Here is a 23,736-nt window from a genome sequence, read left to right on the forward strand (position 1 = left end):
CCGCCACCTCCTCTCCCGGCATCGTACCCCACTATTGAACATTGGTCAATACCGAGAACTACCTCGTTGGAGTGGGCCCGGGAGCCGCGTCACGCGCACGCGTGGATCGCGTCGCGCAGGAACTGCGCGGCGCCCGGTACCACCTCGTCGTAGTAGGCGCGGAACCGCTCGTCGGAGACGTAGCTGTCCGCCAGGCTCTTGTGGGCCTCGGGCGTATAAGTGCCTTCCGGCCAGTACCTGCGCAGCCAGTGGCCGTGCATCGCCACGAGCCGGCGCGCCTCGGGGCCCGCCGCGTCGCCCGTCTCCATCGCGCGACGCAGCTGCTCCTTGATGGCGACCGCCAGCTCCTCTGCCTGCAGGTGCGCCGCCTCGCCCATCGAGAGGTACTTCTCGTTGGCGGCATCCACCACCTCGTCGCCGTACGCCGCGCGCACCTCCTCGCCGTAGGCCTCCTCGTTCTTGGTGACCTCCCGCCAGCGGCGCAGCGTCGGCAGGATTGCGCCCAGAAGGGACGCCGCCTCGTCCACGCTCCAGCCCATCGCCTCGGCCATGCGCGGGGCGCAGTCCTCGATCATCTCGTCCATCGTGACGTCCTCGGTATAGCGGCCGTCCTCGTAGCACCAGCGGCAGAGGTCCTCGGCCTCGGAGCCGTCCGCCTCGTGGCCGTACTGGTCAGGCGCGGTGAACATCATGCCGCAGCTCTGGCAGTAGTGCTCGGGCATGTCGAGCAGGGCGCTCACGGGCACGTCCAGCTCGCGCGCGATGAGCTTGATCATGTCGATGGACGGCTCCGTCGTCCCGACCTCCCAGCGGCTCACGGCCTGGCGGGTGATGTAGAGCCGGCGCGCCAGCTCCTCCTGGGTGAGCCCGCGCTCGCGGCGCAGGCGGGACAGGGCGTCTTTCAGCATGAGCATGTGGTGCTCCTTCCAACGTCTCGATCTTCTCGCCACCCATTATCCGGGCGAGAAGGACGGCGGAGCAAGCAACGGATTGTTGCGGCGTCCGTCCCGCGGTCTCGCGCCCTGCGCGCCTGTTTCGACTCGGGAAACACTTGGTGAAAGAAGCCGGCCTCATTCGGCGTGGAGCCGCCGAACGGGGATACTTGTCCACGTCGTACGCCTCGGGAGGTGGCAGCGTGAAGGGTAAGGGTTGGAGAACGCTCCAGGTCGTCCAGCTTGTCGTGTTCCTCTGCTTCAGCGTCTTCCTGTTCGTCAGGCCTGTGGACGGGCACGGGGCCGTCCAGACGCCCGAGGCAAAGCTGATCAGCTTTGCGGTGTGGGCCCTCTTCTATCTGGGCATCCTGGCCGTGGAGGGATTGATCTACCTCATTGGTCGCCGCGCCAGGAGGTAGGCCTCGCCGCCCACAGGACGCCGCCGCGCACGCTGCGGCTACCCGGACCGCCACTCCCGCTAGAGCCGCACGAACATGCGCCGAGAATCGCTCGACAGGCGTTGGAACCCAAAGTGGGCGTAGAAGCCCTCGGCATACTCGTCGGCCGGGTCAACGACCAGCGCCCGGGACGCCACGATGCGCGACGCTGCGGACGCACGGAGAATGGCGTCCTGCAACAGCCGTGCACCGGCGGACTCTCCCTGGTAGCGCCCATCCACGGCAAGCTGGCCGAGCAGCGTGCAGGGGATCGGGTTCGGGGCGTTTCGACGCAGCGATCCCACAAGCGTCCCAACGCGCGCAACCGCATGGGCACTCAAGGCGTAGAAGCCGCAAATCTCGCCGGTCGCGAGCGGCAGGACGTACACGCGTGCCGTCCCGTCGCGAATCGAACAACGCGCCCGCTCCTTGAGCCAGGCGTCGTTGTCACTGTTGCCCGAGCAGAACCCGCTCAGATCATCCTCGTCAAGCAGCGGGCGAATATGGCGAAACGCTAGCCCTCCCATGCGTATTCGCGATCAAGCAGCTCACGGGTTGCCGTGGGGACGGCCGCGTCGAGAGCAGCCGCAAAGCGCTCGTAGTCCTCTGCGGAGAGGTACGTCGTGGCCTCGTCGCTCATCTGCCTGCGAACCTCAAACGGGAAGCCGCCGCACTGGTTGAACATGTGGACGAACACCTTGATCGCAGCGGACGGCGTCAGGCCCAGGGCGGCAGTGTTCCTGACGAAGGCGTCCTTCTCCTCGACGCTCAGCTTGGTGTTGAGCGATGCTACCGTCGTTGCCATGATGCCTCCTTCGCAGCTCTTCCAGATGGCGTCCTACAGCTGAGTTTATACCACGACAGACCACAATGTAGTCGATTTGGGTATTGTCAAGGCACCGCTGGCCATCACAGCAGATGCTACTGGCGCATCCCCGTGCGCCTGGGGCAGACGCGTCACACCACGAGGTACGAGGGACGGCGCTTCGCGCACTTGAGCGTGAACGCGGCGCGGGCGGCCGTGAGCGCCGTGCCGCTGAAGTAGACGACCGTGGCCGACCTGACCTCCATGAGACCCCCTCGCCTCGCGTTTTCCTCGCGTAGAATTGAAGCACATGCAACCACCTCTGCCGACGAGGTCCTGCGGCCGGCAGCCGTCCGAAGGGGGTCCCATGGCGCGCCGGTCCATCGCAAAGATGTCCTTCTCGCAGGTCTACCCGCTGCTCGTGCAGAAGGCGGAGCGCAAGGGGCGCACGCGCGCCGAGGTCGACGCCGCGTGCTGCTGGCTCACCGGCTACGACGAGGCCGGGCTCGCCCGGCAGCTCGAGCGCGGCGTCACCTACCAGGAGTTCTTCGACGAGGCGCCGGCGATGAACCCCGACCGCGCGCTCATCACCGGCAAGGTCTGCGGCGTGGACGTGACGACGATCGAGAACCCCGTCGAGCAGAACGCCCGCTACCTGGACAAGCTCGTGGACGAGCTCGCCCGCGGGCGCGCCCTGGAGAAGGTGCTGCGGCGCCGGGCGTAGCGCGGACGGCAACTCTGGTCTCAGCGCTCCCGATATCCGATAGTTTTACTTTTTTCGTACTCCAACAGATGCGTAACGCGGGTTTTATGGTCATGCGCTCTGCCGGGATGCCGTCTCCGCGCGCTTCTCTGCGGTATTGGGCAGCATGTTTTATGCTCGGCACACTGGAGCTCGGAAAACGGCGCCCCGCCGGAGGAAGCGGACGATGTTTCCGCAGGTCGTTCTTCTCGCTGGGCGTGCCTTAACGTGCAAGGGCGTCCGCTGCATAAAACTTGCCACCCAATACCGGAGAGAGTGCGCCAGGCGAGAAAAACGGTGGGGCCGAAGCCCCCTGTCAGCCCCTCGCGGCGCGTGCGAGCCATGCCGCGACGACGGCGGTGGCTGCGGCTGCCGCGAGCGCGATGGCCCACGCGGGGACGAGGTCGAGCGCCACTCCGTAGCCGAGCTGTCCCAGGGGCGTGGCGAAGTTCGCCAGCATGAGGGTGAGCGCCATGACCTTGCCTACGAGGGTGCCAGGGCTCTCGGTCTGGAGCCAGCTCGTGGCCACGACACTCATGCACATGCAGACCGCCATCGTGGGGAGGTAGAGGGCGGCGAGCGCCCCGAAGGTGCCGAGCGCCGGCAGCGGGGCGGCGAGCGCGCCGGCGATGAGCGCGATGCCGCCGGCAACGCATGCAAGCAGGTCCGGAACCGAGCGGATGGAGAACCTGCCGGGCGCCGCCGCAACGACCGCCCCTCCGACGAGCCCGCCCACCGCGAGCGCGCCCTGCAGCGCACCCATGAGCTGGTTGGGCAGGTCGAGTGTCTCGGTCACGATGTAGGGTGAGCAAACGTTGAAGAACGACGAGCCGAAGAGGTTCACGAGCGTCGCGCCCAGGATGGTACGCCACATGAGCGGGCTCGAGCGCAGGAAGCCGAGCGCGTCGGCGAGGTCCGCGCGGGCGGTGGCGAGGGCGCCTGCCGTGCGCTCGGGCGGCTCGTAGGGGACGCACACGATGAGCGCCGCCACGACGGCCGACGCTGCAAAGCAGGCCACGCACGCGACGACGATGGGCGCGAGGCCGAGGAATCCGAAGGCCAGCCCGCCCACCACGGGTCCTCCGATGCCCGTGAGCATGCCCGCCTGGTTCACGAGCGCCACGGCGCGCCCGACCTCCGACGGCGCCACGAGGTGTGGGATCGCCGACTGGACGCAGGGCTGCTCGAGCGCCTGCGCCGCGAAGGCGAGCATGAGAACGGCGACCGTCGCCGGCACGACCGCGGCCGTCCCCGCGAGGGGGAGGTAGGCCGCCATCGCCGTCGCGGACGCCGCGCCCACGGCGACCATGACGCCCCGCTTGCGCGTGCGGTCCGCGATGACGCCGCCCACGGGCGCGAGCAGTGTGTAGGGCACGAAGCCGGTCGCGACCACACCGCCGTAGAGGGCGCCCGACCCCGTGAGGTTGAGCAGGTGCAGGGGCAGCACGAACTGCAGGATCTCCATGCCGAGGAGGCTCAGCGCCTGGGACGCCATGACCGCCACGAAGCGCGGGGTGGCGACGCCTCCGTTCTTCTCTCCCACGCGGTTCTTCTCGTCTCCAATGCGCCAATTATAGCGCGCGGCGGTCCGCCCGTGCGGGCGCCCCGCCTAGACGCTGAGGTCACGGCGCGAGAAGCGCGCAATCCCGAGTGCCGAGAGCGCAAGCCCCGACAGCGCGAGGATGACGGACCCCGAAATCGCCGCAGCGTCACCTGATGCGACTCCGAGCGGGTCGAAGAGCGCGAGCGGGGTGAGGTCGGCGAGCCACGAGAGGCCCTCCCCCACTCCCGAGGCCATCTTGACGAGCACGAAGGCGACGCAGACGGCCACACCCGCCCAGCGCGCGGCCGCCGCGTTGGGCAGCGCGCAGGCGCTCAGCCAGCAGACGCCCGCGAAGAGCGCCCAGAGGCAAAGCGTCGCCGCGTTGGCAGCGAGGAGGTCCGCCGCCGCGAGTTCTCCGGGGAAGAGCGCCCCCGCGACGGCGAGCTCGAGCGCCGTGAGCGACGCCATGAGCACGATCAGGCAGGCGACAAGAACGAGCAGCTGCGAGAGCGCCAGACGCACGCGCCCGACGGGCTGCGCCAGCAGGTAGGTGATGCTCCCCCGCTCCACATGGCGCACCATGAGCCGGTCCGCAAGCATAGCCACGAGCACGAGCGGGAACGCCACAAGCAAAAAGCCATAGAGGTAGTTGACGAGAAACTCCAGGAGCGTGGAGCCCTGGTCGGCCATGCCGAAGGCGGCGAAGAGCTCGGGCATGGCTTCGCGCATGAGCTCGAGCGACGCGCCGAGCTCAGGGTCGTACATGCTCACGATCACTCCGGCGTAGAGCGCGCAGACGCACGCGATGACAAGGGTGGGCAGGGCGCACGCGCGCAGCTCCCGCCTGAACAGCGGCCAGACCATGGCTACCTCCCGTCCTCGGGAACGGACGCCTGCCCGTCCCCCTCGTAGAGCCCCATGAACAGCTCCTCGAGCGTCTGCTCGCGCGAGGAGAGCGCCACCACGTCGAAGGCGGCGAGCCCGCGGATGAGGGCGTTCACGTCCGTGACGTTGCGCAACTCGGCAACGGCGCCGTCCTTCTCGCCCTCCGCCAGGCCCTGGGACCGCGCCCAGCGCTGCCGCTCCCCCGCGCTTGCGAACTCGATGACGTACGTGCGCCCCCGTCGGGCGCGAACGTCGGCCATCGAGCGCTCCAGGACCACGTGCCCCGCGCGAATGAAGGTCACCCGGTCGCAGGCGTGCTCGACTTCCTCGAAGATGTGGGATGAGAGCAGGATGGCGGCGCCGCGGGCGCGCTCCTCGGCGACCAGATCCAGGAAGCGCTCCTGCATGAGCGGGTCGAGGCCGCTCGTGGGCTCGTCGAGCAGCAGCACGTCGGGGCGCGCCATGAACGCCGCCACAATGGCGACCTTCTGCCGGTTGCCCTTGGACATGCCGCCGATCCGCGCGCGGGGATCGAGGTCGAAGCGCTCGGAGAGCTCCCGCATGCACGAGCGGTCGGAGAGGCCCCTTATGTCCGCCATGAGGCGCAGGAACGCTCCCGCGGTCATCTCCCGCATGCAGGCGTTCTCACCGGGGAGGTAGCCCAAGCGGGCCTGGACGGCGGGCCGCTCGCGGAAGCAGTCGTGCCCGAGGATGCGAGCCTCGCCCGCCTGGGGACGCACGAGGCCCATGAGGTGACGCATGGTGACGGTCTTGCCCGCTCCGTTGGGGCCGAGGAACCCCAGCACCTCCCCGGGCGCCACCGTAAGATCCACGCCGAAGACCCCGCGTCCCCACCCGTAGTCCTTGGTGAGCCTGTGCACGCAAACCGCGGGCTCCGCCGTTCTTCTCGTCATAGGAACTCCTCCTTGTAGGTCGCCCGCCTGAGCAGGTCGCTCCACACCAGAAACTCGGCGAGCATCGCATCCATGTCGAGCTCTCCGCTCGCGCGCAGCCGCTCGTGCAGGTAGCCGTCGGCCATCCACACGAGCATGCGCACCACGCGCATGGGGTCCACGTCGTCACGGAAGCGATCCCAGCGCACATGAGGGAGGTAGGTTTTGATCATCGCGGGCACCGCGTCCGCCATGAAGGCGTCGAGCGTCGCGGAAACCTCCTTGCCGCGCGAGTAGAACGCACGAACGAAGAAGCCCAGGACGCGCGGGCTAATCCGCAGGTCGTCCACCTCGCGCGTCGCGGCATAGCGCATAAGCTCAAAGAAGTCGTCGATCTCGTGCCAACGCTCGTCCACCACGGCGCTGGCCACGCGCCGGGTGAGCGCGGCGAGCACATAAAGGTAGAGCTCACGCTTGTTCCTAAAGTAGAAGAACAGCAGGCTCTTGGAGATACCGACCCGCCGCGCGATGTCGGCAGTGGAGGCGCGGCCGTAGTCCTCGCCGCCGAACACCTCCGCCGCGGCATCCAGCACCGCGCGCCTGCGATCCTCGGGGAGCGCCTCGAAGCGCTCGAATCTTTCGTCCATGGGGCCTCGCTCTCTTGATCCTCGGGAACAAGGCTACCCCGTTGACCCAGAGATGGAAGGGGTTCCGAGCAGGGGCGCAGGCCCACTATTCCCCGATGATCTCCCGCTGCACGCGCTTGGGCAGCTTGGCGAGGACCAGCTCGTAGCTCATGTCACAGAGACTGAGCACAAGGTCCTCGGGCAGATCGGCGTCGAGGTCGATAGAGACCCACGTGCGCCCGTCGGAGTAGTAGCCGGGCAGCACAGCCTCCGAGTACTCGGCGCGCAATTCCAAGATGCGGTTGGGGTCGCACTTGAGCGAGAGCAGATGGCGCCCCGCATAGGGCGGCTTCGCGTCGGGAGAAGCGGTGAACTCGCAGGCGAACTGCCTGCCGCCCACCCAGTAGACCATCCACCCCCACGTTTCGTGGAGGGCCTTCGTGGCGCCGGGGTGCGAGAGCAGACGGGCGTCTATGCGCGAGAGGTCCAAGGCGCGCCTCCTTTGGCCGGGCTTACGCTCCCGATTATACCGGGCGCGCCGCCGGCCCCGACGCACCCCATGGGATAATTGGGGAGCCGGGGCACGGGCGAAGGACTCCCCCTCGGGCGCTCTCGTCGCGTCCGCCGAGCGGGAGCGCCATCACGGCCTCCCTGTCGTCGCCGGAGATCTCCTGGAAGCCAAGCCGCTCGTAGAGTCGCGCGGCGGGGTTGGAGCGCTGCACCGAGAGTGACAGCGCGGGGCAGCCGAGCTCGGAGCACCGCTCGATGAGGGAGGAGAGCAAGGCGGTTCCCAGCCCGCGGCCGCGATGGCCCGGCAGGACGGAGACGGCGAGCTCCGGCACGCCGTCCCCCGCGAAGCCGTAGCCGCGCATGAGGCGCGCCCAGGCGGCCCCCACGACATCGCCGTCCTCCTCGGCGCAGACGGCGACGTCGCCGGTTCGGCCGAAACCCTCGACGTAGGCGCGCAGCGCCGGGTCTGCGGTCACGGAGCGCGGCGGGCGCGGCTCGTCCGGCTCGGTGTGGATCGCCTGGTACAGGAACTCGTCCAGCAGCCCGTACTCACCGGACAGCATCTCCCTGATTCTCGACATAGCTGTCCCTCCATCCGATAGCGAAAGCATTAGGCGTCATCGGCTAGAGGTCCGTCGTCATGCGTGCCTCCTCGGGAGGGAAGGTCTGAGGCGATTGTACCCGCAGGGGGTACATGGATGCACAGAGACGCGGAGACGCCCCGTAGGAGGCTCCCTTGGGGCACCCAACGGCCTCGTCGATTCCGGCGAGGCAGCACCTTACCCTCGCCGCCTCCGCCCGATCGCCCAGAGCGCAAGGAGCGAGATGGCGCCGCCCGCAACGGCAATCCAGCCGCGCGGCGTGCCGAGGCCGCCCGTCGCAGTGCCGAGGGCAATCGCGCCTACGACCCAGATTGCCGGCAGGATGGCCTCCGTCCACACGGGGCGGGCATAACGGCCCAGCATCCGCGCCGCCACCAGCGCAACAACGACGCCGACGGCCGCCACAGGCCCGATGAATCCTCACGCGTCAAGCAGCAGGCTGCCCAACACGAGCACGCCGATGCCCACGGCGAGCCCCACGAACACCTGGAGTACCACCCGCATGACGTTGGCGGAGACACTCTCCTGCGCCGCCTCCACCGGGTCACCCGACGCCGCCCCCAGAAGCTCCGCCGCGCTCTTGGCGTCACGCCCGCCCTCCTGGCGCCGCGCGACGGAGGCGACCACGGCAGATGCCACCACCAGCACCGCGAGCAGCAGACGCAGCACCAGCTCAAGATAGGCGCGCCCCACCACCTCTATGAGAACGAGTACTGCGATCACCGCGACCTCGACCGCCCCCCAGCGCCATGGCGAACGCCCTCGTCCTCCGCTCGTTCTTCTCGACCATCTCACGCATCTCGTCCACGTCCCCTCTCACTAGCTCGTCGATCGTGGTGCCGAAGAGGTTGGCGAGCAGGAGCATGCTCTGGACGTCGGGCAGGGTCTTCGAGGTCTCCCAGTGGCTCACCGTGACGCGGCTCACGTAGAGCCTCTGCGCCAGCTCGTTCTGGGAGAGCCCGAGCCGCGTGCGCCGTTCACGAATCTGGTTGCCGATGTCCATGCGCTTCCTCATCCCTCGCAACCTCGCCGACGCCCCCAACGTAGTCAGAGGACGCACGCTTCGCTGCATAAAGTGCTTTACAGCCCGTCCGAGCTGCGGGGATAACCAGCATCCTCCAACCGCGGCCAGCACGGCTCACTTCGCCGCGCTTTCAGACCATCTATGCGGGAGCCCCGCACCCCTGTACGTACAGCGCTGCACCCAGCTCCTGCGCCTCGATCTTCGGATGGAATCGCTGACCATGGTAGCCAGGGGGACAGCTGTGCCTGGAGAAGGTCCTGCGGAGGCCGTCATAACCCCCCCTCCTGATGAACGCATCGCGCGATGCACGTTCTTCTCGGCACGTTCCCCTCTGCCGCCGACACTCATGAGTGCCGGCTGGGAGTGTCGGCTGCGGGAGCCCTTTTCGCGCAGGAGTGTCGGCGCCTTCTTGGAATCTGGTGAGAGGTGTCGGCTGAAGCGTGATGTCTTGCCGGCACTCATGAGTGCCGGCCGGCGAGAGGAACCCGACACAGCGCGCCCGCACATCGTCGGAAAAAACTTCCCGTTCTCGCTTGCACTGTGTATAGGTGAGTATATACTGTACTTACCGGGTATACACGGTAGGCTCGCAGGAGACGTCCGGCGGGCCAGCAGGGAAGGACACGGCTTGGACATCATCATCTCGAACTCGAGCGGCAAGCCCATCTACGAGCAGATCACCGCCCAGATCAAGGCCGCGATCGTGACCGGCCAGCTCACGGAGGGCGAGCAGCTCCCCAGCATCCGGGCCCTCGCCAACAGCCTGCGCGTGAGCGCGATCACCACCAAGCGCGCCTACGCGGACCTGGAGGCAACCGGCCTCATCGAGACCGTGCAGGGCAAGGGCAGCTTCGTCGCCGGCGGCAACGCCGAGCTCATCCGCGAGGAGCAGCTGCGGGAGGTCGAGGGGCTTCTCGCCCGCGCCGTTGAGCGCGGACGGGCCTGCGGCCTCACGGACGACGAGCTCACCGAGATGCTCGCCCTGGTACTGGAGTAGCGCGCGAGAGGGACCTCGCGCGGAAAGGACGTCAGCATGAGCGCACTCATCGAGGCGCACGGCCTCACCAAGCACTACGAGGGGTTCTCCCTCGAGGGCGTTGACCTCACCGTGAGCGAGGGCGAGGTCGTGGGCTTCGTCGGCCAGAACGGCGCCGGCAAGTCCACCACCATCAAGGCCCTTCTCGGCCTCTTCCCCACCGACGGCGGCACCTCAAGCGTGCTGGGCACCCCCAGCGACGAGCTCTCCCGCCCCTCGGGCGCGGCCACCAAGGAGCAGGTGGGCGTGGTCTTTGACGCCATCTCGCTGCCGGAGCACCTGCGCGTTGCGGACGTGGGCCGCATCTACGGGCGCGCCTACGCAACCTGGGACGCGCACCGCTTCTCTCGCCTGACGGCGGAGCTCGGCCTGGACGCGCGCAAGACCGTGAAGGAGCTCTCCCGCGGCATGGGCATGAAGCTCTCCCTGGCCTGCGCGTTCTCCCATGACGCACGCCTGCTCATCCTGGACGAGGCCACGGCGGGCCTGGACCCGATGGCGCGCGACGAGGTGCTCGACCGCCTGCGGGACTTCGTGGCCGAGCCGGGCCGCGCCGTCCTCATGAGCAGCCACATCACGAGCGACCTGGAGCGCATCGCGGACCGGATCGTCTGCATCGAGGCGGGATGCATCGTCTTTGACCTGCCCAAGGACGCCATCACCGACGAGATGGGCATCGCGCGCTGCCGCGTGGCGGACCTCGAGAAGATCGCGGACTCGGGCGTCATCCCGGAGCGCGACCTCCGCTACCTGCGGCACGACTACGGCATCGACGTGCTGGTCCCCGACCGCTTCGCCTTTGCCGAGAGCTTCCCGGAGATCCCGGTGGACCGCATGACCATTGACGACTACCTGGCACTCACGCTGAAGGGCGGTGTCCGATAATGAGGCGCGCATACCTGATCGAGATGGCGGTGTTCCGCGACTACGCGAGGCAGCTCCTGGGCCTGGGGCTTCTGGTGAGCCTGTGCATCGGCGTGGGCATGCAGACGCCGCTTGCGATGCCGGCGACCCTCACCTGCATGTTCTTCATGATGGGCGCGATGGGCCTCGCCGCCTACGACGAGCTCAACCACTGGGGGCTCTTCCGCCTCACGCTGCCGCTCTCCCGGCGCGACGTGGTGCTCGGCCGCTACGCCGCCATCGTGACGCTCGGGCTCATGGGCATGGTCGTGGGCCTCGTGGGCGCGCTTCTCGCCATGGGCGTGATGGGCGCGCTCGGGATCGGCGGCGAGGTGGGCGAGGCGTTCTCGTTTGACGCGGAGCTCATGGGGCCGATGCTCTTCGTGACGAGCTTCACCCTGCTCATCGGCTCCGTGGTGGCGGGCGTCGTGACGCCGATCTACTTCCGCCTGGGCCAGACGCGCGCCACGCAGATCCTGCCCACGGTGATCGTGCTGCTCTTCGTGGTGCCGGTGGCGGTGCTCGGCAACAGCGGGATGCTCGACGGCGGGATCCCGGGGCTGGACCTGCTCTCCGGCCTGCTCGAGGCGCTGGAGACGCCTGCCGGCATGGCGTGCGGCGTGGCGGCGTGCATGGCCGTCTCCGCCGTGGTGCTCGCCGCCTCCGCCGCGCTCTCCCTCAAGCTCTACGAGCGGCGCGAGCTCTAGGGTCGGCCCGCAAGCGCCTCGCGACCACGAGATCCGACCACGAGCACGTGCTCGAGGGCGCCGGAGCCGTGGAGCGGGGCGCCGCAGGTCACGACCTCGCGAGCCAGCTCGGCGTCGGCGACCACGCTGCCGGCGACGAGGTCGGCGCCCGCGTCCAGCACCGGCGCGCAGATCGTGGCCGAGGGGCCCACCACGCAGGCGAGCGCGTCGCGCGAGAGCTCAAGCAGGCGCGGCATGGTCTTGTTGGCGAGCGTCATGCCCGTCATGATGACAAGGTCCGCACCCGGCAGCAGGTACTCGCAGGCGGTGTCCGGCAGGTCCGTGTCCACGCGGGCGGCGCGCTCCAGCACGGCAACGTCCGCGTGCTCGGCCAGGGCCGCGAGGTGCGGGAAGTGGCCGATCACCACCGCACGCGGCCGCGAGCCGTCGTTCTTCTCGGCCGCCATGCGCGCGGCCACGGGGGCCAGGAACACGAACGGGTCCGTGCTCTCCGCGTCCGCGACCAGGCCCAGAGCGCCCAGCCGCCCGCGCTGGTTGTGCCAGGCGTTGAGCGCCGCGACGCCCACCGACGCGACCTCGAAGTCCCAGGACCTCGCGCACGCCGCGAGCGCGCGCAGCGGGCGGCCCGCCCAACCGCGTTCCATGCGCAGGCGCGGGCCGCCGCGATGGAGCGCGGCCACGCCCGTCCCGCACTCCGCCTCGACGAGGCAGTGGTGCGCGCCCATGACCACGTGCCGCACGAGCACGTCCCCGGGAATCTGGGCGATCATCCGGTCATAGAGCGACCAAGGGTCTGTCATCATGTCCTCCAGTCGGGTAGTCGGGAGGCGGCATGCTGTTCATTCTCACCGGAGGCATCCGAACGGGCAAGACCACGTGGCTCCAGGCGTGTGTGGGCGAGCTCGAGGCGACGGGGGTTCCCGTGCGCGGCGTGCTCGCGCCGGGCGTCTGGCTCGACGGCGAGAAGCTTGGGATAGAGAACGTGCTGCTGCCCTCGCGCGAGCGCGTCCTTCTCGCCACGCCTGTTAATTGGGGACAGTCCCCAATTAACAGATGCGGCTGGGACTTTGACCCGACGGCACTCGCGCACGTGAACGCGCACCTCGCCGAGCTGCGGACACGGGCGGACGAGAAGGACGTGCGGCCCGGCCTTCTTGTCATCGACGAGATCGGCCCGCTCGAGCTGCGCTGCGGCGGCGGGCTCACCGCAGGGCTTGAGCTGCTCGACGCCGGTCCCGCGCCCGCCTGGCCGCACGCGCTCGTCGTCGTGCGCGCGGCACTCGCCGAGGAGGTCGCCGCGCGCCTGCAGGGCGCGTGGGGCCCCGTCGAGCTCGTCCGACCCGATGAATCGGGCGCCCGCCGCCTGCGCGAGGTTCTTCTCGGCGAGCGATCTTCGCACGGTCCGGAAAATTAGCATACACTGGGTTAACGTTTTCAGATAGCCAACTGGGCAAACGTAGCGTACTGGCTTGCCAGTGTATGCTAATTTCCGGTCAGTCCTCAGAAGCCAGCCCCTAAAGGCCCCCCGGCACTACTCCCGCACGGCGCCGGCCATCAGCGCGTCGTACTCCTCGTCCGTGAGATCGTGGCCGTAGAAGAGCTGGTAGTACTCCTCCACCACGTCGCGCAAGTCGTCGTCGAAGCGGTCCGGGTAGCACAGGCGCGCGTACCACTGCAGGCCGATGATCTGGTTGACCGACGCCGGCATGGAGATCCAGTTGTACGGCACGCTCGGCGCGCGGAAGTAGTTGCCAGACTTGATGGCGCTGAGCTCGGCCCACGCGGGGTCGTCGCCCACGGTGTCATAGATCGAGTCGCCCACGAAGACGATGAGCTCGGGGTCCCAGAGCGCGATCTGCTCGAGGCCGATCTCGTTGCCCTTGCCGCTGGACGATGGGTCGTCCACCACCACGACGTTATCGGAGCACAGGTCGATGATGCCGGACTGGAAGCCTCCGCGCGCCATCGCATTGGTGCCCGTGTCGCCGAGCAGGTACGCCGCGCGCGGGCGCTCGTCCTCGGGGACCTCCGCGACGACGGCCTCGACCTCGGCCACGGCGTCGCGGCAGTAGTCCGCGAGCTCGGCCGCCTTCTCGGAGTCCAGGATGTCGGCGAGCTGGTCATAGAGGTCGGCGTAGCTGTGAAGGTCGGTCGAGTCGATGTGCACGCACGGGATGCCCAGCTGCTCCTGAAGCGCGTCCAGGTCCTCGGCGAGCGAGTCCTTGGCCTCGCCGACGTCGATGATCAGCTGCGGGTCCGCAGCGGCCACGGCCTCCTTGTTGAAGTCCCCCTTGCCGCCGTAGATCTGGCCAAAGACCGGCAGGTTGGCGAGGTCCTCGCCGAGGTAGGCGAGCTGCTCGTCCGTGAGCTCGCTCGAGAGGCCCACCAGGCGCTCCGGAGCCACCGTGAGCAGCACCTGCTGGGCCACGGGGCCGGAGGCCGCGATGCGCTCGACCTCGGCCGGGATCTCCACCTCGCGCCCGAGCGAGTCCGTGACCACGCGCGTCGCCTGGTCGGTGGGCACGGGCTCCGCAGCCGGCGCGCCGCCGCACGCCCCGAGCGACGCCGCCACCGCAAGCGCCGCGACCGCCGACAAGAACGTCCTTCTCCTCACTTCTTCTCCCTCCCGCCTGTGAATTGGGGACAGTCCCCAATTCACATAAATTTTTTCTGTTAATTGGGGACTGTCCCCAATTCACAGGCCGGCACGCAGGCGCGCACCCGGTCGTCGTGGAGCGAACTGACCTCCACGGGCAGGCCGTAGAGCTCGCTCAGGAGCGGCCCCGTGATGACCTCGGACGGCGGCCCGCACGCGCGGACGCGCCCACCGTCCAGCGCGAGCACCGTGTCCGCGTAGAGATAGGCCAGGTCGGGCGCGTGCGTGGACGCAATGACCGAGAGCCCCTCGCGCGCGAGCCGCCGCACGACCGCCATCACGCGCGCCGTGTTGCCAAAGTCGAGCGCGCTCGTGGGCTCGTCCATCACGATCGAGCGCGCGTCCTGCGCGATGGCCCGGGCGATGAGGACGAGCTGCCGCTCCCCGCCCGAGACCTGCATGAAGCTCCGATGCGCGAGGTGCGCCACGCCCACGCGCTCGAGCGCCTCCTCGGCGCGGGCGCGCTCGGCCGCGCCCGGCGCGCGCAGCGGCCCCAGGCGCGACGCCGCGCTCATGAGCACCACGTCGAGCACCTCGTAGTCAAAGACCTGCGCGTGGCTCTGCGGGACGAAGGCCATCTCTCGAGCGCGCTCGGCTACCGTGAGCTCCCCGAGCGGCCGGCCGTTCACGAGGATGGTCCCCGCGCGCGGCCGCTCGAGGCCCAGGACGCAGCGGAAGAGCGTGGTCTTGCCCACGCCGTTGGGCCCGAGCACGCACGCGAGCTCGCCGTCCGCGACGGAGAGGCTCACGCCCTCGAGCACCGCATGGTCGCCGTAGGCAAAGCTCAGGCCGGAGATCTCAAAGCTCATGTCAGCCGCGCCCCCGCTTCACGATGAGCCACAGGAAGAACGGCGCGCCCACCACGGACGTAAGGATGCCAATGGGGATCTCGGCCGTGAGCGCAAGGCGCGCGATGTCATCCACCACCAGGAGAAACGTGGCGCCCGCGAGCATGCTGGCCGGCAGGAGGTGCCGGTAGTCGCTGCCCACCAGGCCGCGCGAGAGGTGTGGCACCACGAGCCCCACCCAGCCGATGAGGCCGGAGACCGCCACGCTCGCCGCCGTCACGAGCGCCGAGAAGAGCACGGCCACGGCGCGGACGCGCGGGGCGTTGACGCCCATGGAGAGCGCTTCGTCGTCGGACATCGTGAGGACGTTGAGGCGCCAGCGCATAGCCATGAGCCCGACGAGGCCGATCGCGATGGGGCCCGCCGCCAGCGCGAGGTCGGCCGTCTTGGCGCCGGTGAACGAGCCGAGCAGCCAGAACGTGATGGCCTGTAGCTGGTTGGACGGGTCGGCCACGAGCTTGGCGTAGGAGACGCCGGCCTCGAAGAGCGACTTCACCATGATGCCGGCGAGCACGGTCACGAGGATCCGGTTGCCGCGCGCACGGCCGCTCACCAGCAGCACGATGCCCACCGCGGCGAGCGAGACGACGAAGGCCGAGCCGGAGATCGCAAGCGAGCCCGCGCCCGCGAGGATGGCCCAGCACGCGCCGAAGGCCGCGCCCTGCGACGCGCCGAGGAAGTCCGGCGAGACGAGCGGGTTCTGGAAGATGCCCTGGAAGGCGGCGCCGGCGGCCGAGAGGCTCGCACCCACGAGGATCACGAGCAGGATGCGCGGCAGGCGCACGTTGAAGAAGAGCGTCTCCTGCTGCGCGGAGAAGTCGCCGAGGCCGGGGGCGATGCGGGAGGCCAGGAGCTCGAGCGCGTCCGCAGGACCGATGGGGTAGCGGCCGAGCGCCAGCGACGCGAGCACGGTGGCGACAAGCAGCGCGCCGAGAAGGGCGATGATGCGGCCGGGATGTCTGCGCAGGGCGGCGGTCATGCGCGCTCGCCCTTCCCCGGCCCCGCACCGCGACGCTCGGCACGCCGGTGGACGAGCTGCGCGACGATGGAGAGCGCGATCTCGGCGGGCGTGACGGCGCCGATGGCGAGGCCAATCGGCATGGCCACGGCGTCAACGCGCTCGGCCAGCACGCCGGCAGCCCTGAGGTGCTCACGCGCGAGGGCCGCCTTGCGAGCGCTGCCGATGCAGCCCACGTAGGCGGGCTGGACGTCGCGCGTCAGCACGGCGAGAAGGACCGTTTCGTCGTGGGCGTGCCCGTGCGTAAGCACGACGACGGAGTCACGTGGGCCGACGGCGGCGCCGACGGCGAGCTCGTCAAACGCACCGCAGGTCACGGATGCCGCCGCCGGGAGGTTGGCAGGCGTGGCGAGCTCCGGGCGGTCGTCGTAGACGTGGACCTCAAAGCCCGCCTGCGCCGCCAGGCCCACGAGCGCGGCTCCCACGTGCCCGGCGCCAAAGACGTGGAGGCGGCTCGGCGCGGCAACGGGCTCGCGGTAGATGGCGCAGGCGTCGTCCCAGGTCGGGGCGGTCAGGCGCGCGGCGGGGCCCACCTCAAGCGTCGGCGCGGCGGGGTCGGCCCAGCGCTCCGTCACGGTGACGGGCTCGTCGCGCCGGAGGGCGCCCCGCGCGGCGAGAAGAACGGGCAGGTCGTCGACCGTGAGCGCGCGCACGGCGAGCAGCGCGTCGCCACCACAGGCCATGGCGTCCCCGGTGTGGTACCACTCGAGGCTCGGTGCGCCGCCCGCCTGCGCCGCACGGGCGCGCTCGATGGCCAGCCGCTCGATCGCGCCGCCGCCGACGGTCCCGAGCAGGCGGCCGTCCTCGGTCACGGCCAACCGCGCGCCCTCGTGGCGCGGCATCGAGCCACGCGTCGCGAGCAGGCTCGCCAGTCCCACGCGCCGCCCGGCCCCGAGCTCGTGCACGAGCGCGGAGACGAAGCCCTCGTCGGAGAGGGAGCCGTTGACGGGACGGACGTTCTTCTCGGCGTGCATGTCCTTATCGTCCATCGCGCCCGAGAGCGCGAGAATCGCCTCGAGCACGCCGCCGCCCACGGCCCGCGCCTTGTCGGAGGCGCTCTCGATGTACTCCGGGTGGCAGCGCGGGTCCACGTCGCCGCACTTCATGCCCGTGTGCACGGGGACGCCCGCCTGGAGGAGCCCCCGCACCACGCCATCAATCGTGGCGTGCATGGGCTCGCAGGCCACCGTGGCGCAGACGTCACCGGCCGCCACCTGCGCGCCGATCTCCACGCACGGCTCGAAGACGCCGTCCGCCGGCGCGCGCATCACGCGCTCGCCCGCGTAGCCGCCGATGAGCCCGGGCACCGCCGTGTTGGGGATGGGCGACCCCTCGTAGTAGACGCGCCCCAGGTAGTGGCCGCGCATCGTCTCCACGGCGGCGTCGCAGTCCTCGCGCGCGGTGAAGCCGGGGCCCACGCCAATGACGACGGGCGCCAGGTCGCGCGTGGTGCCGAGGTTGCGCTTGGCCAGAATCGCGTCCACCAGGGCGTCCGGCGCGAGCTCGCGCACACAGGCGGCCTCGGGGTCCACGAGCACGGCCACGTCGCCCGCCGCCGCTGCCGCACGTGCCGCCATCGCGTCCGCACAGAGCACGCCGCGCACGCCCTCCACGCGCGTCTCACCCAGGCGGATGGCCTCGGAGAAGCACACGGTGCGCCGGATGGACGTGGGGACCGCAAGGTCGCACATCACGACCTGCATGCCCGCACGACGCAGCCGCAGCGCGATGCCCGATGCGATGTCCCCCGCCCCGCGAATCACGACCAGCATGTCCGGAAACCTCCTCGTCAACGTTATATTTTCAAAAATATAACGCTCTGCGCGACGCCTACTTCCAACAAGTAAGTCTACCTCACAAAATGTTTGCCCCACCGCCCAACGTCGCGAACGGCGGCCATTCGCACCCAGACGGCTCCCAAAACGGGACGTGTTTGCTGGCGCAGCTTTTTTGGGACAAGCCCGGGAATCCCAAGCCCCGGGTCCGAACCTGTCCCAAAAAAGCGGCAGCGATAAACACGCCCCGTTTTTGCTTATGCGGCGATGGTTCGGATGGCAGAGATGGCGGTGTCGATTTCATCCTCCGTGTTGAACCAGCCACAGCTCAAGCGAACGATGCCCTGGCGTTCGGTCCCCAGGGCGCGGTGCATGAGCGGTGCACAGTGGGCACCGGCGCGACACGCGATGCCCCAGCCCGCAGAGAGCGCGTCCGCCGCCTCCGCGGAATCCAGCCCGTCAACGTTCAGCGCCACCACGGATCCGCAGCGGTCGGGTGCCACGGGCCAGCCGCCGTAGACCGTCACACCCGGCACGTCGCGCACGCCCTCCCACAGCCGCCGCGCCAGCGCGTGCTCGCGCGCGCCCACCGCAGCGGGCCCGCCGTTCTTCTCGATAAACGCAACGCCCGCCGCAAGGCCGGCCAGGCCGTGGGCGTTGAGCGTCCCCGCCTCCAGCCGCGTGGGCCACTCCAGCGGGTGCCGCCGCTCAAAGGAGTGCACGCCGGAGCCGCCCTCGGCCCACGGCCGCACCTCCACGCCCTCGGCCACCGCCATGCCGCCCGTGCCCTGCGGGCCCATGAGGCCCTTGTGCCCGGTGAAGCACACCACGTCGATACCCATCGCAGCCATGTCCAGCGGCACCGCACCCGCCGTCTGCGACGCGTCCACCAGGCAGAGCGCACCCGCCGCATGCGCGATCTCGGCCACGCGGGCCACGTCCACGAGGTTGCCCGTCACGTTGGACGCGTGCGTCACCGCCACGAGGTTTGTCCCCGGCGTGACCAGCCGCTCGAGCTCGTCCATGTCGAGAAACCCGTGCGCGTCACAGCCGGCGCACGTCACGTCCACGCCCCGCTCGTCCGCCAGACGTGCGAGCGGGCGCAGCACGGAGTTGTGCTCCAGCACCGTGGTCACCACGCGCTCCCCCGGCCCCACCAGGCCGGACAGCGCGGCGTTGAGCGCCGCCGTCGCGTTGGCCGAGAAGCACACGTGGTCGGCGCGCGGGCAGCCCAGGAGCGCCGCCACCGCCTCGCGACAGCGCTGCACCACACGGCCGGCGTCGAGCGCGCCCGCGGACGCGCCGCGCCCCGCGTTGCCGAGTGAGCCCATCGCTGCGACGACGGCATCCACGACCTCCTGCGGCTTGCGCATCGTCGTCGCCGCGTTGTCCAGGTAAATCATCGGCCCCACGTCCTTCTGTAAATTGGGGACAGTCCCCAATTTACATAAATTATTTCTGTTAATTGGGGACTGTCCCCAATTAACAGAACTCCAGAAGCTCGATTATGGTCATGGCCTCCACGGGGACGCCGTCGGCGGCGAGCGCTGCCGCAAGCTCGTCGCGCGCCTCGGGCGCCGTCTTCCACGCCAGCCCGCACCCGGCTGCCACCTGCCCCGGGACCGGAATCATCCGCCCGCCCAGGCTGCGCCGCTCGCAGCACTCCTCGCAGGACAGCGCCGCCGCCGTGGTGGGAAACGTCACCACCAACGACGGCACCCGCACGCGCGTCACCGCACGCCCCTACGGCCGCACCACGAGGCTCGCCTGCGTGAGCCGCTGCGCGATCACGTACATGTTGGTGACCTCGCCCACGGCCAGCGTGTCCGCGATGCCGTAGTGGTCGAGACAGGTTCCGCAGGTGAGCACCTCCACGCCGGAAGCCGCCAAGCCGCGCAGGTCCTCGAGCGCCGCCGACCCCTCGCAGCTGAGGTGCGCGCCGCCGTTGTAGAGCAGCACGGTCGCGGGCAGCTCGTCGAGCTGCGTGAGCGAGTACACGAAGCTCCCCATGAGCTTGCGCCCCAGCACGTCGTCGCCGGTGCCCATGCACTCGGAGGTGATGGCCACCACGACGTTCTTCGGCGCGGGCGCTGCAACCGGTGTGCCCGGTACCTCACACGTCGCCGACTCCGCCTCCGCGTCGCTCACGCCCAGCGCCACGTCCGTGGTCACGGTCACGCGCCATTCCTTCTCGCCCAGGCGCTCGCTCGCCACCGTGCAGCCCTTGCCCTCACCCATGCGCGTGAGGTTCTGGACCGCAATCTCGTTGTCCACGAGGGTCTCCACGCTGCCCGGGCCTGCCAGCGCGCCCAGCGCCTTGAGGGTCCGCACCACGGGGATGGGGCACGCCTCGCCCCGCGCGTCGATCGTGAGCACCGTGTCTGCCATGTTCTCTCCCATCCGGCCCGTCCGGGCCTCACTCGGCGGGCGAGAAGAACCTCGGCCCGCGTCTCGTACAGCCTACCCCAGCTCCAGTGCCATGAGCGCCGCACCGAGGGCACCCGCGTAGCGTGCCTCCGGGCAGGTGGTCACGGGCGCGCCGAGCTTCTCGCCAAGCCGCTCCACCACGTACTCATTGTCACAGAGCCCGCCCGTGAGGTAGTACGGCGCCATGCCGCCCGCCGACCCCACGAGCGCAGCCACGCGGCCCACCACGCTCTCGATCACGCCGCGCGCGATGTTCTCGCGCGGCTCGCCGCGACCGACGAGGCTGATGACCTCGCTCTCGGCGAAGACGGTGCACATGCTGGAGATCTGCGTCGGCTCGCCGGCACGTGCGAGCGCAGCCAGCTCGTCGTGGCTCACGCCCAGCCGGTCTGCCATGACCTCCAGGAAGCGCCCGGTGCCCGCCGCGCACTTGTCGTTCATCACAAACTTGAACACGCGACCGCCGCGCAGGCGAATGACCTTGGTGTCCTGGCCGCCCACGTCGATCACGGTTCCGCCGGGCCCAAAGAGCCGCGCGGCACCGCGCCCGTGGCACGTGATCTCGGTCACGACCTTGTCCGCGTACGGCACCGCCACGCGCCCGTAGCCCGTCGCCACCACGCGCGGGTCGAGCGTCGAAAGGTATCTCTCCCCTTTGCACGCCCCCATCGCCGCGCGGGCGCGCTCGGCGGCGTCCACGCTGGAGAAGCCTGTGGGCATGAGCTCGGTGCGCACGAGCTCGCCAGCGGCGTCCACCATGGCGACCTTCGTGGCCGTGGAGCCGATGTCAACACCTATGCCCAGGCGCCCGGACGGCACGTTCTTCTCGCCCCCTACAGCGTCTCGATGAACGCGGCGATGCGCGTCTCGAGCTGACCCATGTCGCCGGCGGAGTAGTCGGTCTCCACCTTCATGTACGGGATGCCCGCGCCCTCCACGGCGCGCTCCATGCGCGCGGACTCCACGTTGAAGGTGTGGCACGCCGTGAGCACGCACTCGATCACGCCGTCCACCTGGTACTTCCCCGCCATCTCGAGCGTCGCGGCAAAGCGGTCGTCGTTTGGCGTCATGACGGAGCAGTTGATCTTGAGGTAGCGCTCGGCGATCGCGCGCAGGATATCAGGTGCGTCCTCGTCCACCATGAAGCGGTTGGTGCGCTCGCCGGAGCAGTCGTCCTCGCAGACTACCACGCCGCCGTTGCGCTCGATCGTGGCACCCACCTTGTTGATGACGCCGCCCACGGGACAGCCGGTGATGAGGATGCGCTTGGCGCCCGCGCTGATAGGGCTGCCGCCTGCCTGGGCCTCCGCGCGGCGCTGCTCGCACAGGCGCTCGAGGCTCTCCACATACGCGCGCACGTCAAAGTTGAACGTGCCCGCGAACATCGTGCTCATGAGCTCAACGCCGCTCATCGCCGGCGGCACGCTCCGCTGCAGGTCGTAGAGGGCCAGGATCGCGCGGCGCAGACGGTTGCGCAGACGCGCAGCCTCACGCAGGGCGTCGTCGGTGATCTGGATGCCGTAGAGTTGCTCGAGCGCCCGTTTAAGACCAACGACCTCCTGGTACCAGCCCTCGCGCTCGTGCTCGCGCGAGCGTCCCTGCGGCAGATGCAGCACATAGGTGGGCTTGAGCTCGTTTAGCAGCTCGTACATCTTCTTCTTGCCGTCGCAGGTGGTCTCGCCCACGATGAGGTCGCTGAAGTGCGTGAACGGGCACTTCTGCGAGTATGCAAAGCCGTAGGTGGACTTGATGAGCGGACAGAGGTTGGCCGGCAGGACCTCCTCTGCCGCGGGGATGACCTCGTCGGAGGTGCCGCAGAGCCCCACCCCGGAGGCACCCGCGGCATCAATTACCTCGAGCGGTGTGTAGCTGCAGAGATAGCCCACCAGACGCCCGCCCGCCTGCTTGAAGTCCTTCACCTTGAGAAAGCTCTGGCGGCGCTGTTCGTTGAACTCCTCGAAGGTGCGCGGGAGCTCGAGGGTGGCAGGCGTGGGCATGTCTCCTCCTGACGTCGTCGAAAAATGAGTTTGGCATCCAAACAAAGAGTAATACAGCGTTATAGTTTGGAAACTACAATGCGGCAGACGGTAGGATTGTGTCGAGGAGCACAAAGGGGGCGATGAGCATGGCGCTGGCAGAGACTCTGGGCGTAAGGCCCGGCGTGACGTCGGTCATCGGCAGCGGCGGCAAGACGTCGCTCCTCGCGGCACTCGCGCGCGAGCTGCCGGGCACGGTTGTGCTCACCACCACGACGCACATCCTGCCGTTCCCGAACGTGCCGCTCGCGGCCTCGGCCGACGTCAACGACGTGCGTGCCGCCCTCGCGAAGTCGCGCGTCGTCTGCGTGGGGTCGCAGGCCGAGAAGAACGGCAAGCTCGTGACCCCCGAGCTCGGCGTCGACGCGCTGGCGTCCCTCGCGGACTACGTCCTTGTGGAGGCCGACGGCGCCCGGCGGCTGCCGCTCAAGGCGCACGCCGCCTGGGAGCCCGTCATCCCCGCGTGCTCCGGCCGCACGGTCCTCGTGCTCGGCGCCTCCGGCCTCGACCGCCCTGTGCGCGAAGCCGTGCACCGCCCGGAGCTCTTCTGCGAGCTCGCCGGCTGCTTGCCGGACGACCCCGCCACCCCGGAGCTCGTCGCCCGCGCGGCCAACGCCGAGGCCCTCGCCGACGTCGCCCTCGTCAACCAGGCCGACGTCGCCCCCGAGCGCTCACGCGACCTCGCCGCCCTGCTCGACGTGCCGGCCGTCACGGGCAGCCTGCGCGCCGGCAGCGCCACATCACCTCGCTAAAACCTCACAGGTGGTGTTTGTCATTTTTAACGATATAATACTTAGGTTTATCTACGCAACGTATGCATGAAAATAGACCTACCACCTGTGAGGTTTGTGGCCAAGCAAAAGGACGGCCGAGAAAAGCGTCGGCCCGCCCGGGCGCTGGGTGCGCTCCGGACGGGCCGCTCAGGCGTGTGGCAGAGCCTACAGGTAGGCCACGGCCTTGATCTCGACCTTGGCGGCCTTGGGCAGCGCGGCCACCTCGAAGGCGGCGCGGCTGGGATACGGCGCGGTGAAGAACTCGCCATAGACCTCGTTCATGGCGCCGAAGTCGGCGATGTCGTCGAGAAGGACGGTGACCTCGGCCACGTCGGCCATGGAGGCGCCGGCGGCCTCGAGGATGTTCTTGATGTTGGTGAGGCTCTGGCGCGTCTGGGCCTGGATGTCCTCGCCGGCGAACTCGCCGGTCGCCGGGTCGATCGGCAGCTGGCCGGACACGTGGATCGCGCGCGTGCCGGTCGCGGCCACCGCCGCGGAGTAGGGGCCGAGCGCCGCAGGCGCCTTGTCGGTGACGATTGCCTCGAGTGCCATGTTCTT

The 23,736-nt window shown here is 69.3% G+C and carries 30 protein-coding genes; 7 read left to right on the forward strand and 23 right to left on the reverse strand.

Annotated elements, in window-relative coordinates; genetic code table 11:
• Positions 1-89: 89 nt before the first annotated feature.
• A complete protein-coding gene (locus tag H6A07_RS06170; RefSeq protein ID WP_204814060.1) occupies positions 90-914 on the reverse strand; it encodes a TipAS antibiotic-recognition domain-containing protein in 825 nt (274 codons plus the stop codon).
• Between the two features lie 221 nt (positions 915-1,135).
• On the opposite strand from H6A07_RS06170, the gene H6A07_RS06175 reads away from it, so the two are divergent.
• The gene (locus H6A07_RS06175; protein WP_204814061.1) at positions 1,136-1,351 is read left to right on the forward strand and encodes a DUF3923 family protein; all 216 of its coding nucleotides are present in this window, start codon (positions 1,136-1,138) and stop codon (positions 1,349-1,351) included.
• Positions 1,352-1,410: 59 nt separating this feature from the next.
• Here the strand turns inward: H6A07_RS06175 and H6A07_RS06180 are convergent, their stop codons facing one another.
• Together H6A07_RS06180 and H6A07_RS06185 are read right to left on the reverse strand one after the other, a co-directional pair.
• Positions 1,411-1,896 (reverse strand): GNAT family N-acetyltransferase, encoded by a 486-nt coding sequence (locus H6A07_RS06180; protein ID WP_204814062.1) that lies wholly within the window; start codon positions 1,894-1,896, stop codon positions 1,411-1,413.
• Entirely contained in the window at positions 1,884-2,174 is a 291-nt protein-coding gene (locus H6A07_RS06185) for a type II toxin-antitoxin system RelB/DinJ family antitoxin (protein WP_204814063.1), read from the reverse strand. Before H6A07_RS06185 ends, H6A07_RS06180 begins: the two co-directional genes overlap by 13 nt.
• A 367-nt stretch (positions 2,175-2,541) precedes the next feature.
• Here H6A07_RS06185 and H6A07_RS06190 point away from each other — a divergent pair, with 367 nt between their 5' ends.
• Entirely contained in the window at positions 2,542-2,898 is a 357-nt protein-coding gene (locus H6A07_RS06190) for a DUF2200 domain-containing protein (RefSeq protein ID WP_204814064.1), read from the forward strand.
• Positions 2,899-3,232: 334 nt separating this feature from the next.
• On the opposite strand, the gene H6A07_RS06195 is transcribed toward H6A07_RS06190, so the two are convergent.
• The 9 genes from H6A07_RS06195 to H6A07_RS10245 form a co-directional block, all read right to left on the reverse strand.
• Positions 3,233-4,459 (reverse strand): MFS transporter, encoded by a 1,227-nt coding sequence (locus H6A07_RS06195; protein ID WP_204814065.1) that lies wholly within the window; start codon positions 4,457-4,459, stop codon positions 3,233-3,235.
• A 66-nt stretch (positions 4,460-4,525) separates the two neighbouring features.
• The gene (locus H6A07_RS06200) at positions 4,526-5,323 is read right to left on the reverse strand and encodes an ABC transporter permease subunit (protein WP_204814066.1); all 798 of its coding nucleotides are present in this window, start codon (positions 5,321-5,323) and stop codon (positions 4,526-4,528) included.
• 2 nt (positions 5,324-5,325) lie between these two features.
• Positions 5,326-6,258, reverse strand: a complete 933-nt coding sequence (locus tag H6A07_RS06205; RefSeq protein ID WP_204814067.1) for an ABC transporter ATP-binding protein — start codon at positions 6,256-6,258, stop codon at positions 5,326-5,328.
• The gene (locus H6A07_RS06210) at positions 6,255-6,884 is read right to left on the reverse strand and encodes a TetR/AcrR family transcriptional regulator (protein ID WP_204814068.1); all 630 of its coding nucleotides are present in this window, start codon (positions 6,882-6,884) and stop codon (positions 6,255-6,257) included. Before H6A07_RS06210 ends, H6A07_RS06205 begins: the two co-directional genes overlap by 4 nt.
• 85 nt (positions 6,885-6,969) lie before the next feature.
• On the reverse strand, positions 6,970-7,353 hold the full coding sequence (locus H6A07_RS06215) for an MmcQ/YjbR family DNA-binding protein (protein WP_204814069.1): 384 nt from the start codon (positions 7,351-7,353) through the stop codon (positions 6,970-6,972).
• 34 nt (positions 7,354-7,387) lie between these two features.
• Positions 7,388-7,954, reverse strand: coding sequence for a GNAT family N-acetyltransferase (locus H6A07_RS06220; protein ID WP_204814070.1), 567 nt, complete (start codon positions 7,952-7,954; stop codon positions 7,388-7,390).
• Between the two features lie 198 nt (positions 7,955-8,152).
• A complete protein-coding gene (locus H6A07_RS10235) occupies positions 8,153-8,380 on the reverse strand; it encodes a hypothetical protein (RefSeq protein WP_239471109.1) in 228 nt (75 codons plus the stop codon).
• Between the two features lie 15 nt (positions 8,381-8,395).
• Positions 8,396-8,668 carry a hypothetical protein gene (locus H6A07_RS10240; protein ID WP_239471110.1) on the reverse strand — a complete coding sequence of 91 codons (273 nt, stop codon included), beginning with the start codon at positions 8,666-8,668 and terminating at the stop codon, positions 8,396-8,398.
• Entirely contained in the window at positions 8,649-8,978 is a 330-nt protein-coding gene (locus H6A07_RS10245; protein ID WP_239471111.1) for a helix-turn-helix transcriptional regulator, read from the reverse strand. The genes H6A07_RS10240 and H6A07_RS10245 overlap by 20 nt, the downstream gene beginning before the upstream one ends.
• Before the next feature lie 649 nt (positions 8,979-9,627).
• Between H6A07_RS10245 and H6A07_RS06230 the strand changes: the two genes are divergently transcribed.
• The 3 genes from H6A07_RS06230 to H6A07_RS06240 are packed head-to-tail and all read left to right on the forward strand — an operon-like array spanning position 9,628 to position 11,645.
• Positions 9,628-9,996 (forward strand): GntR family transcriptional regulator, encoded by a 369-nt coding sequence (locus H6A07_RS06230; RefSeq protein ID WP_204814071.1) that lies wholly within the window; start codon positions 9,628-9,630, stop codon positions 9,994-9,996.
• A gap of 36 nt (positions 9,997-10,032) precedes the next feature.
• On the forward strand, positions 10,033-10,920 hold the full coding sequence (locus tag H6A07_RS06235; protein ID WP_204814072.1) for an ABC transporter ATP-binding protein: 888 nt from the start codon (positions 10,033-10,035) through the stop codon (positions 10,918-10,920).
• Positions 10,920-11,645: an ABC-2 transporter permease gene (locus H6A07_RS06240; protein ID WP_204814073.1), complete on the forward strand. Its 726-nt coding sequence runs from the start codon at positions 10,920-10,922 to the stop codon at positions 11,643-11,645. Before H6A07_RS06235 ends, H6A07_RS06240 begins: the two co-directional genes overlap by 1 nt.
• Here H6A07_RS06240 and H6A07_RS06245 read toward each other — a convergent pair.
• The gene (locus H6A07_RS06245) at positions 11,642-12,448 is read right to left on the reverse strand and encodes a Rossmann-like domain-containing protein (protein WP_204814074.1); all 807 of its coding nucleotides are present in this window, start codon (positions 12,446-12,448) and stop codon (positions 11,642-11,644) included. The two genes, H6A07_RS06240 and H6A07_RS06245, sit on opposite strands and share 4 nt — an antisense overlap.
• A 29-nt stretch (positions 12,449-12,477) precedes the next feature.
• Here H6A07_RS06245 and H6A07_RS06250 point away from each other — a divergent pair, with 29 nt between their 5' ends.
• A complete protein-coding gene (locus H6A07_RS06250) occupies positions 12,478-13,059 on the forward strand; it encodes a nucleoside-triphosphatase (protein ID WP_204814075.1) in 582 nt (193 codons plus the stop codon).
• Positions 13,060-13,176: 117 nt separating this feature from the next.
• Here the strand turns inward: H6A07_RS06250 and H6A07_RS06255 are convergent, their stop codons facing one another.
• The 9 genes from H6A07_RS06255 to H6A07_RS06300 all read right to left on the reverse strand — a co-directional run bounded on the left by H6A07_RS06255 (position 13,177) and on the right by H6A07_RS06300 (position 22,366).
• Positions 13,177-14,259: an ABC transporter substrate-binding protein gene (locus tag H6A07_RS06255; RefSeq protein WP_342636569.1), complete on the reverse strand. Its 1,083-nt coding sequence runs from the start codon at positions 14,257-14,259 to the stop codon at positions 13,177-13,179.
• A gap of 59 nt (positions 14,260-14,318) precedes the next feature.
• Complete coding sequence (locus H6A07_RS06260) at positions 14,319-15,110, reverse strand: ABC transporter ATP-binding protein (protein ID WP_204814076.1); 792 nt, start codon at positions 15,108-15,110, stop codon at positions 14,319-14,321.
• 1 nt (position 15,111) lies between these two features.
• Positions 15,112-16,128, reverse strand: coding sequence for a FecCD family ABC transporter permease (locus H6A07_RS06265; protein ID WP_204814077.1), 1,017 nt, complete (start codon positions 16,126-16,128; stop codon positions 15,112-15,114).
• Positions 16,125-17,939, reverse strand: coding sequence for a selenium-dependent molybdenum cofactor biosynthesis protein YqeB (gene yqeB, locus H6A07_RS10250; protein WP_239471112.1), 1,815 nt, complete (start codon positions 17,937-17,939; stop codon positions 16,125-16,127). Before yqeB ends, H6A07_RS06265 begins: the two co-directional genes overlap by 4 nt.
• Before the next feature lie 260 nt (positions 17,940-18,199).
• Positions 18,200-19,345 (reverse strand): aminotransferase class V-fold PLP-dependent enzyme, encoded by a 1,146-nt coding sequence (locus H6A07_RS06280; protein WP_204814078.1) that lies wholly within the window; start codon positions 19,343-19,345, stop codon positions 18,200-18,202.
• Positions 19,346-19,424: 79 nt separating this feature from the next.
• Positions 19,425-19,676 carry a putative Se/S carrier-like protein gene (locus tag H6A07_RS06285; RefSeq protein WP_204814079.1) on the reverse strand — a complete coding sequence of 84 codons (252 nt, stop codon included), beginning with the start codon at positions 19,674-19,676 and terminating at the stop codon, positions 19,425-19,427.
• A 9-nt stretch (positions 19,677-19,685) separates the two neighbouring features.
• Positions 19,686-20,330 (reverse strand): sulfurtransferase-like selenium metabolism protein YedF, encoded by a 645-nt coding sequence (yedF, locus tag H6A07_RS06290; RefSeq protein ID WP_204814080.1) that lies wholly within the window; start codon positions 20,328-20,330, stop codon positions 19,686-19,688.
• A 72-nt stretch (positions 20,331-20,402) separates the two neighbouring features.
• Entirely contained in the window at positions 20,403-21,188 is a 786-nt protein-coding gene (locus H6A07_RS06295; protein WP_342636570.1) for an acyl-CoA dehydratase activase, read from the reverse strand.
• Between the two features lie 14 nt (positions 21,189-21,202).
• Entirely contained in the window at positions 21,203-22,366 is a 1,164-nt protein-coding gene (locus H6A07_RS06300) for a double-cubane-cluster-containing anaerobic reductase (RefSeq protein ID WP_204814081.1), read from the reverse strand.
• 128 nt (positions 22,367-22,494) lie between these two features.
• Here H6A07_RS06300 and yqeC point away from each other — a divergent pair, with 128 nt between their 5' ends.
• Complete coding sequence (yqeC, locus tag H6A07_RS06305; protein WP_204814082.1) at positions 22,495-23,157, forward strand: selenium cofactor biosynthesis protein YqeC; 663 nt, start codon at positions 22,495-22,497, stop codon at positions 23,155-23,157.
• A 186-nt stretch (positions 23,158-23,343) separates the two neighbouring features.
• Here the strand turns inward: yqeC and H6A07_RS06310 are convergent, their stop codons facing one another.
• Positions 23,344-23,730, reverse strand: a complete 387-nt coding sequence (locus H6A07_RS06310) for a Rid family detoxifying hydrolase (RefSeq protein ID WP_204814083.1) — start codon at positions 23,728-23,730, stop codon at positions 23,344-23,346.
• Positions 23,731-23,736 lie beyond the last annotated feature (6 nt).

Source organism: Olsenella uli, from assembly GCF_016899935.1.
GTDB lineage: Bacteria > Actinomycetota > Coriobacteriia > Coriobacteriales > Atopobiaceae > Thermophilibacter > Thermophilibacter uli_B.

Bases quoted from the DNA above. Each gene is read 5' to 3' on its own strand.
- H6A07_RS06210 (WP_204814068.1), bottom strand. From the start codon at position 6,884: ATGGACGAAAGATTCGAGCGCTTCGAGGCGCTCCCCGAGGATCGCAGG.
- H6A07_RS06280 (WP_204814078.1), bottom strand. From the start codon at position 19,345: ATGATTTACCTGGACAACGCGGCGACGACGATGCGCAAGCCGCAGGAG.
- H6A07_RS06240 (WP_204814073.1), top strand. From the start codon at position 10,920: ATGAGGCGCGCATACCTGATCGAGATGGCGGTGTTCCGCGACTACGCG.
- H6A07_RS06250 (WP_204814075.1), top strand. From the start codon at position 12,478: ATGCTGTTCATTCTCACCGGAGGCATCCGAACGGGCAAGACCACGTGG.
- H6A07_RS06220 (WP_204814070.1), bottom strand. From the start codon at position 7,954: ATGTCGAGAATCAGGGAGATGCTGTCCGGTGAGTACGGGCTGCTGGAC.
- H6A07_RS06190 (WP_204814064.1), top strand. From the start codon at position 2,542: ATGGCGCGCCGGTCCATCGCAAAGATGTCCTTCTCGCAGGTCTACCCG.
- H6A07_RS06170 (WP_204814060.1), bottom strand. From the start codon at position 914: ATGCTCATGCTGAAAGACGCCCTGTCCCGCCTGCGCCGCGAGCGCGGG.
- H6A07_RS06200 (WP_204814066.1), bottom strand. From the start codon at position 5,323: ATGGTCTGGCCGCTGTTCAGGCGGGAGCTGCGCGCGTGCGCCCTGCCC.
- H6A07_RS06185 (WP_204814063.1), bottom strand. From the start codon at position 2,174: ATGGCAACGACGGTAGCATCGCTCAACACCAAGCTGAGCGTCGAGGAG.
- yqeC (WP_204814082.1), top strand. From the start codon at position 22,495: ATGGCGCTGGCAGAGACTCTGGGCGTAAGGCCCGGCGTGACGTCGGTC.
- H6A07_RS06205 (WP_204814067.1), bottom strand. From the start codon at position 6,258: ATGACGAGAAGAACGGCGGAGCCCGCGGTTTGCGTGCACAGGCTCACC.
- H6A07_RS06310 (WP_204814083.1), bottom strand. From the start codon at position 23,730: ATGGCACTCGAGGCAATCGTCACCGACAAGGCGCCTGCGGCGCTCGGC.
- yedF (WP_204814080.1), bottom strand. From the start codon at position 20,330: ATGGCAGACACGGTGCTCACGATCGACGCGCGGGGCGAGGCGTGCCCC.
- H6A07_RS06265 (WP_204814077.1), bottom strand. From the start codon at position 16,128: ATGACCGCCGCCCTGCGCAGACATCCCGGCCGCATCATCGCCCTTCTC.
- H6A07_RS06180 (WP_204814062.1), bottom strand. From the start codon at position 1,896: ATGGGAGGGCTAGCGTTTCGCCATATTCGCCCGCTGCTTGACGAGGAT.
- H6A07_RS06245 (WP_204814074.1), bottom strand. From the start codon at position 12,448: ATGATGACAGACCCTTGGTCGCTCTATGACCGGATGATCGCCCAGATT.
- H6A07_RS10245 (WP_239471111.1), bottom strand. From the start codon at position 8,978: ATGGACATCGGCAACCAGATTCGTGAACGGCGCACGCGGCTCGGGCTC.
- H6A07_RS06260 (WP_204814076.1), bottom strand. From the start codon at position 15,110: ATGAGCTTTGAGATCTCCGGCCTGAGCTTTGCCTACGGCGACCATGCG.
- H6A07_RS06235 (WP_204814072.1), top strand. From the start codon at position 10,033: ATGAGCGCACTCATCGAGGCGCACGGCCTCACCAAGCACTACGAGGGG.
- yqeB (WP_239471112.1), bottom strand. From the start codon at position 17,939: ATGCTGGTCGTGATTCGCGGGGCGGGGGACATCGCATCGGGCATCGCG.
- H6A07_RS06300 (WP_204814081.1), bottom strand. From the start codon at position 22,366: ATGCCCACGCCTGCCACCCTCGAGCTCCCGCGCACCTTCGAGGAGTTC.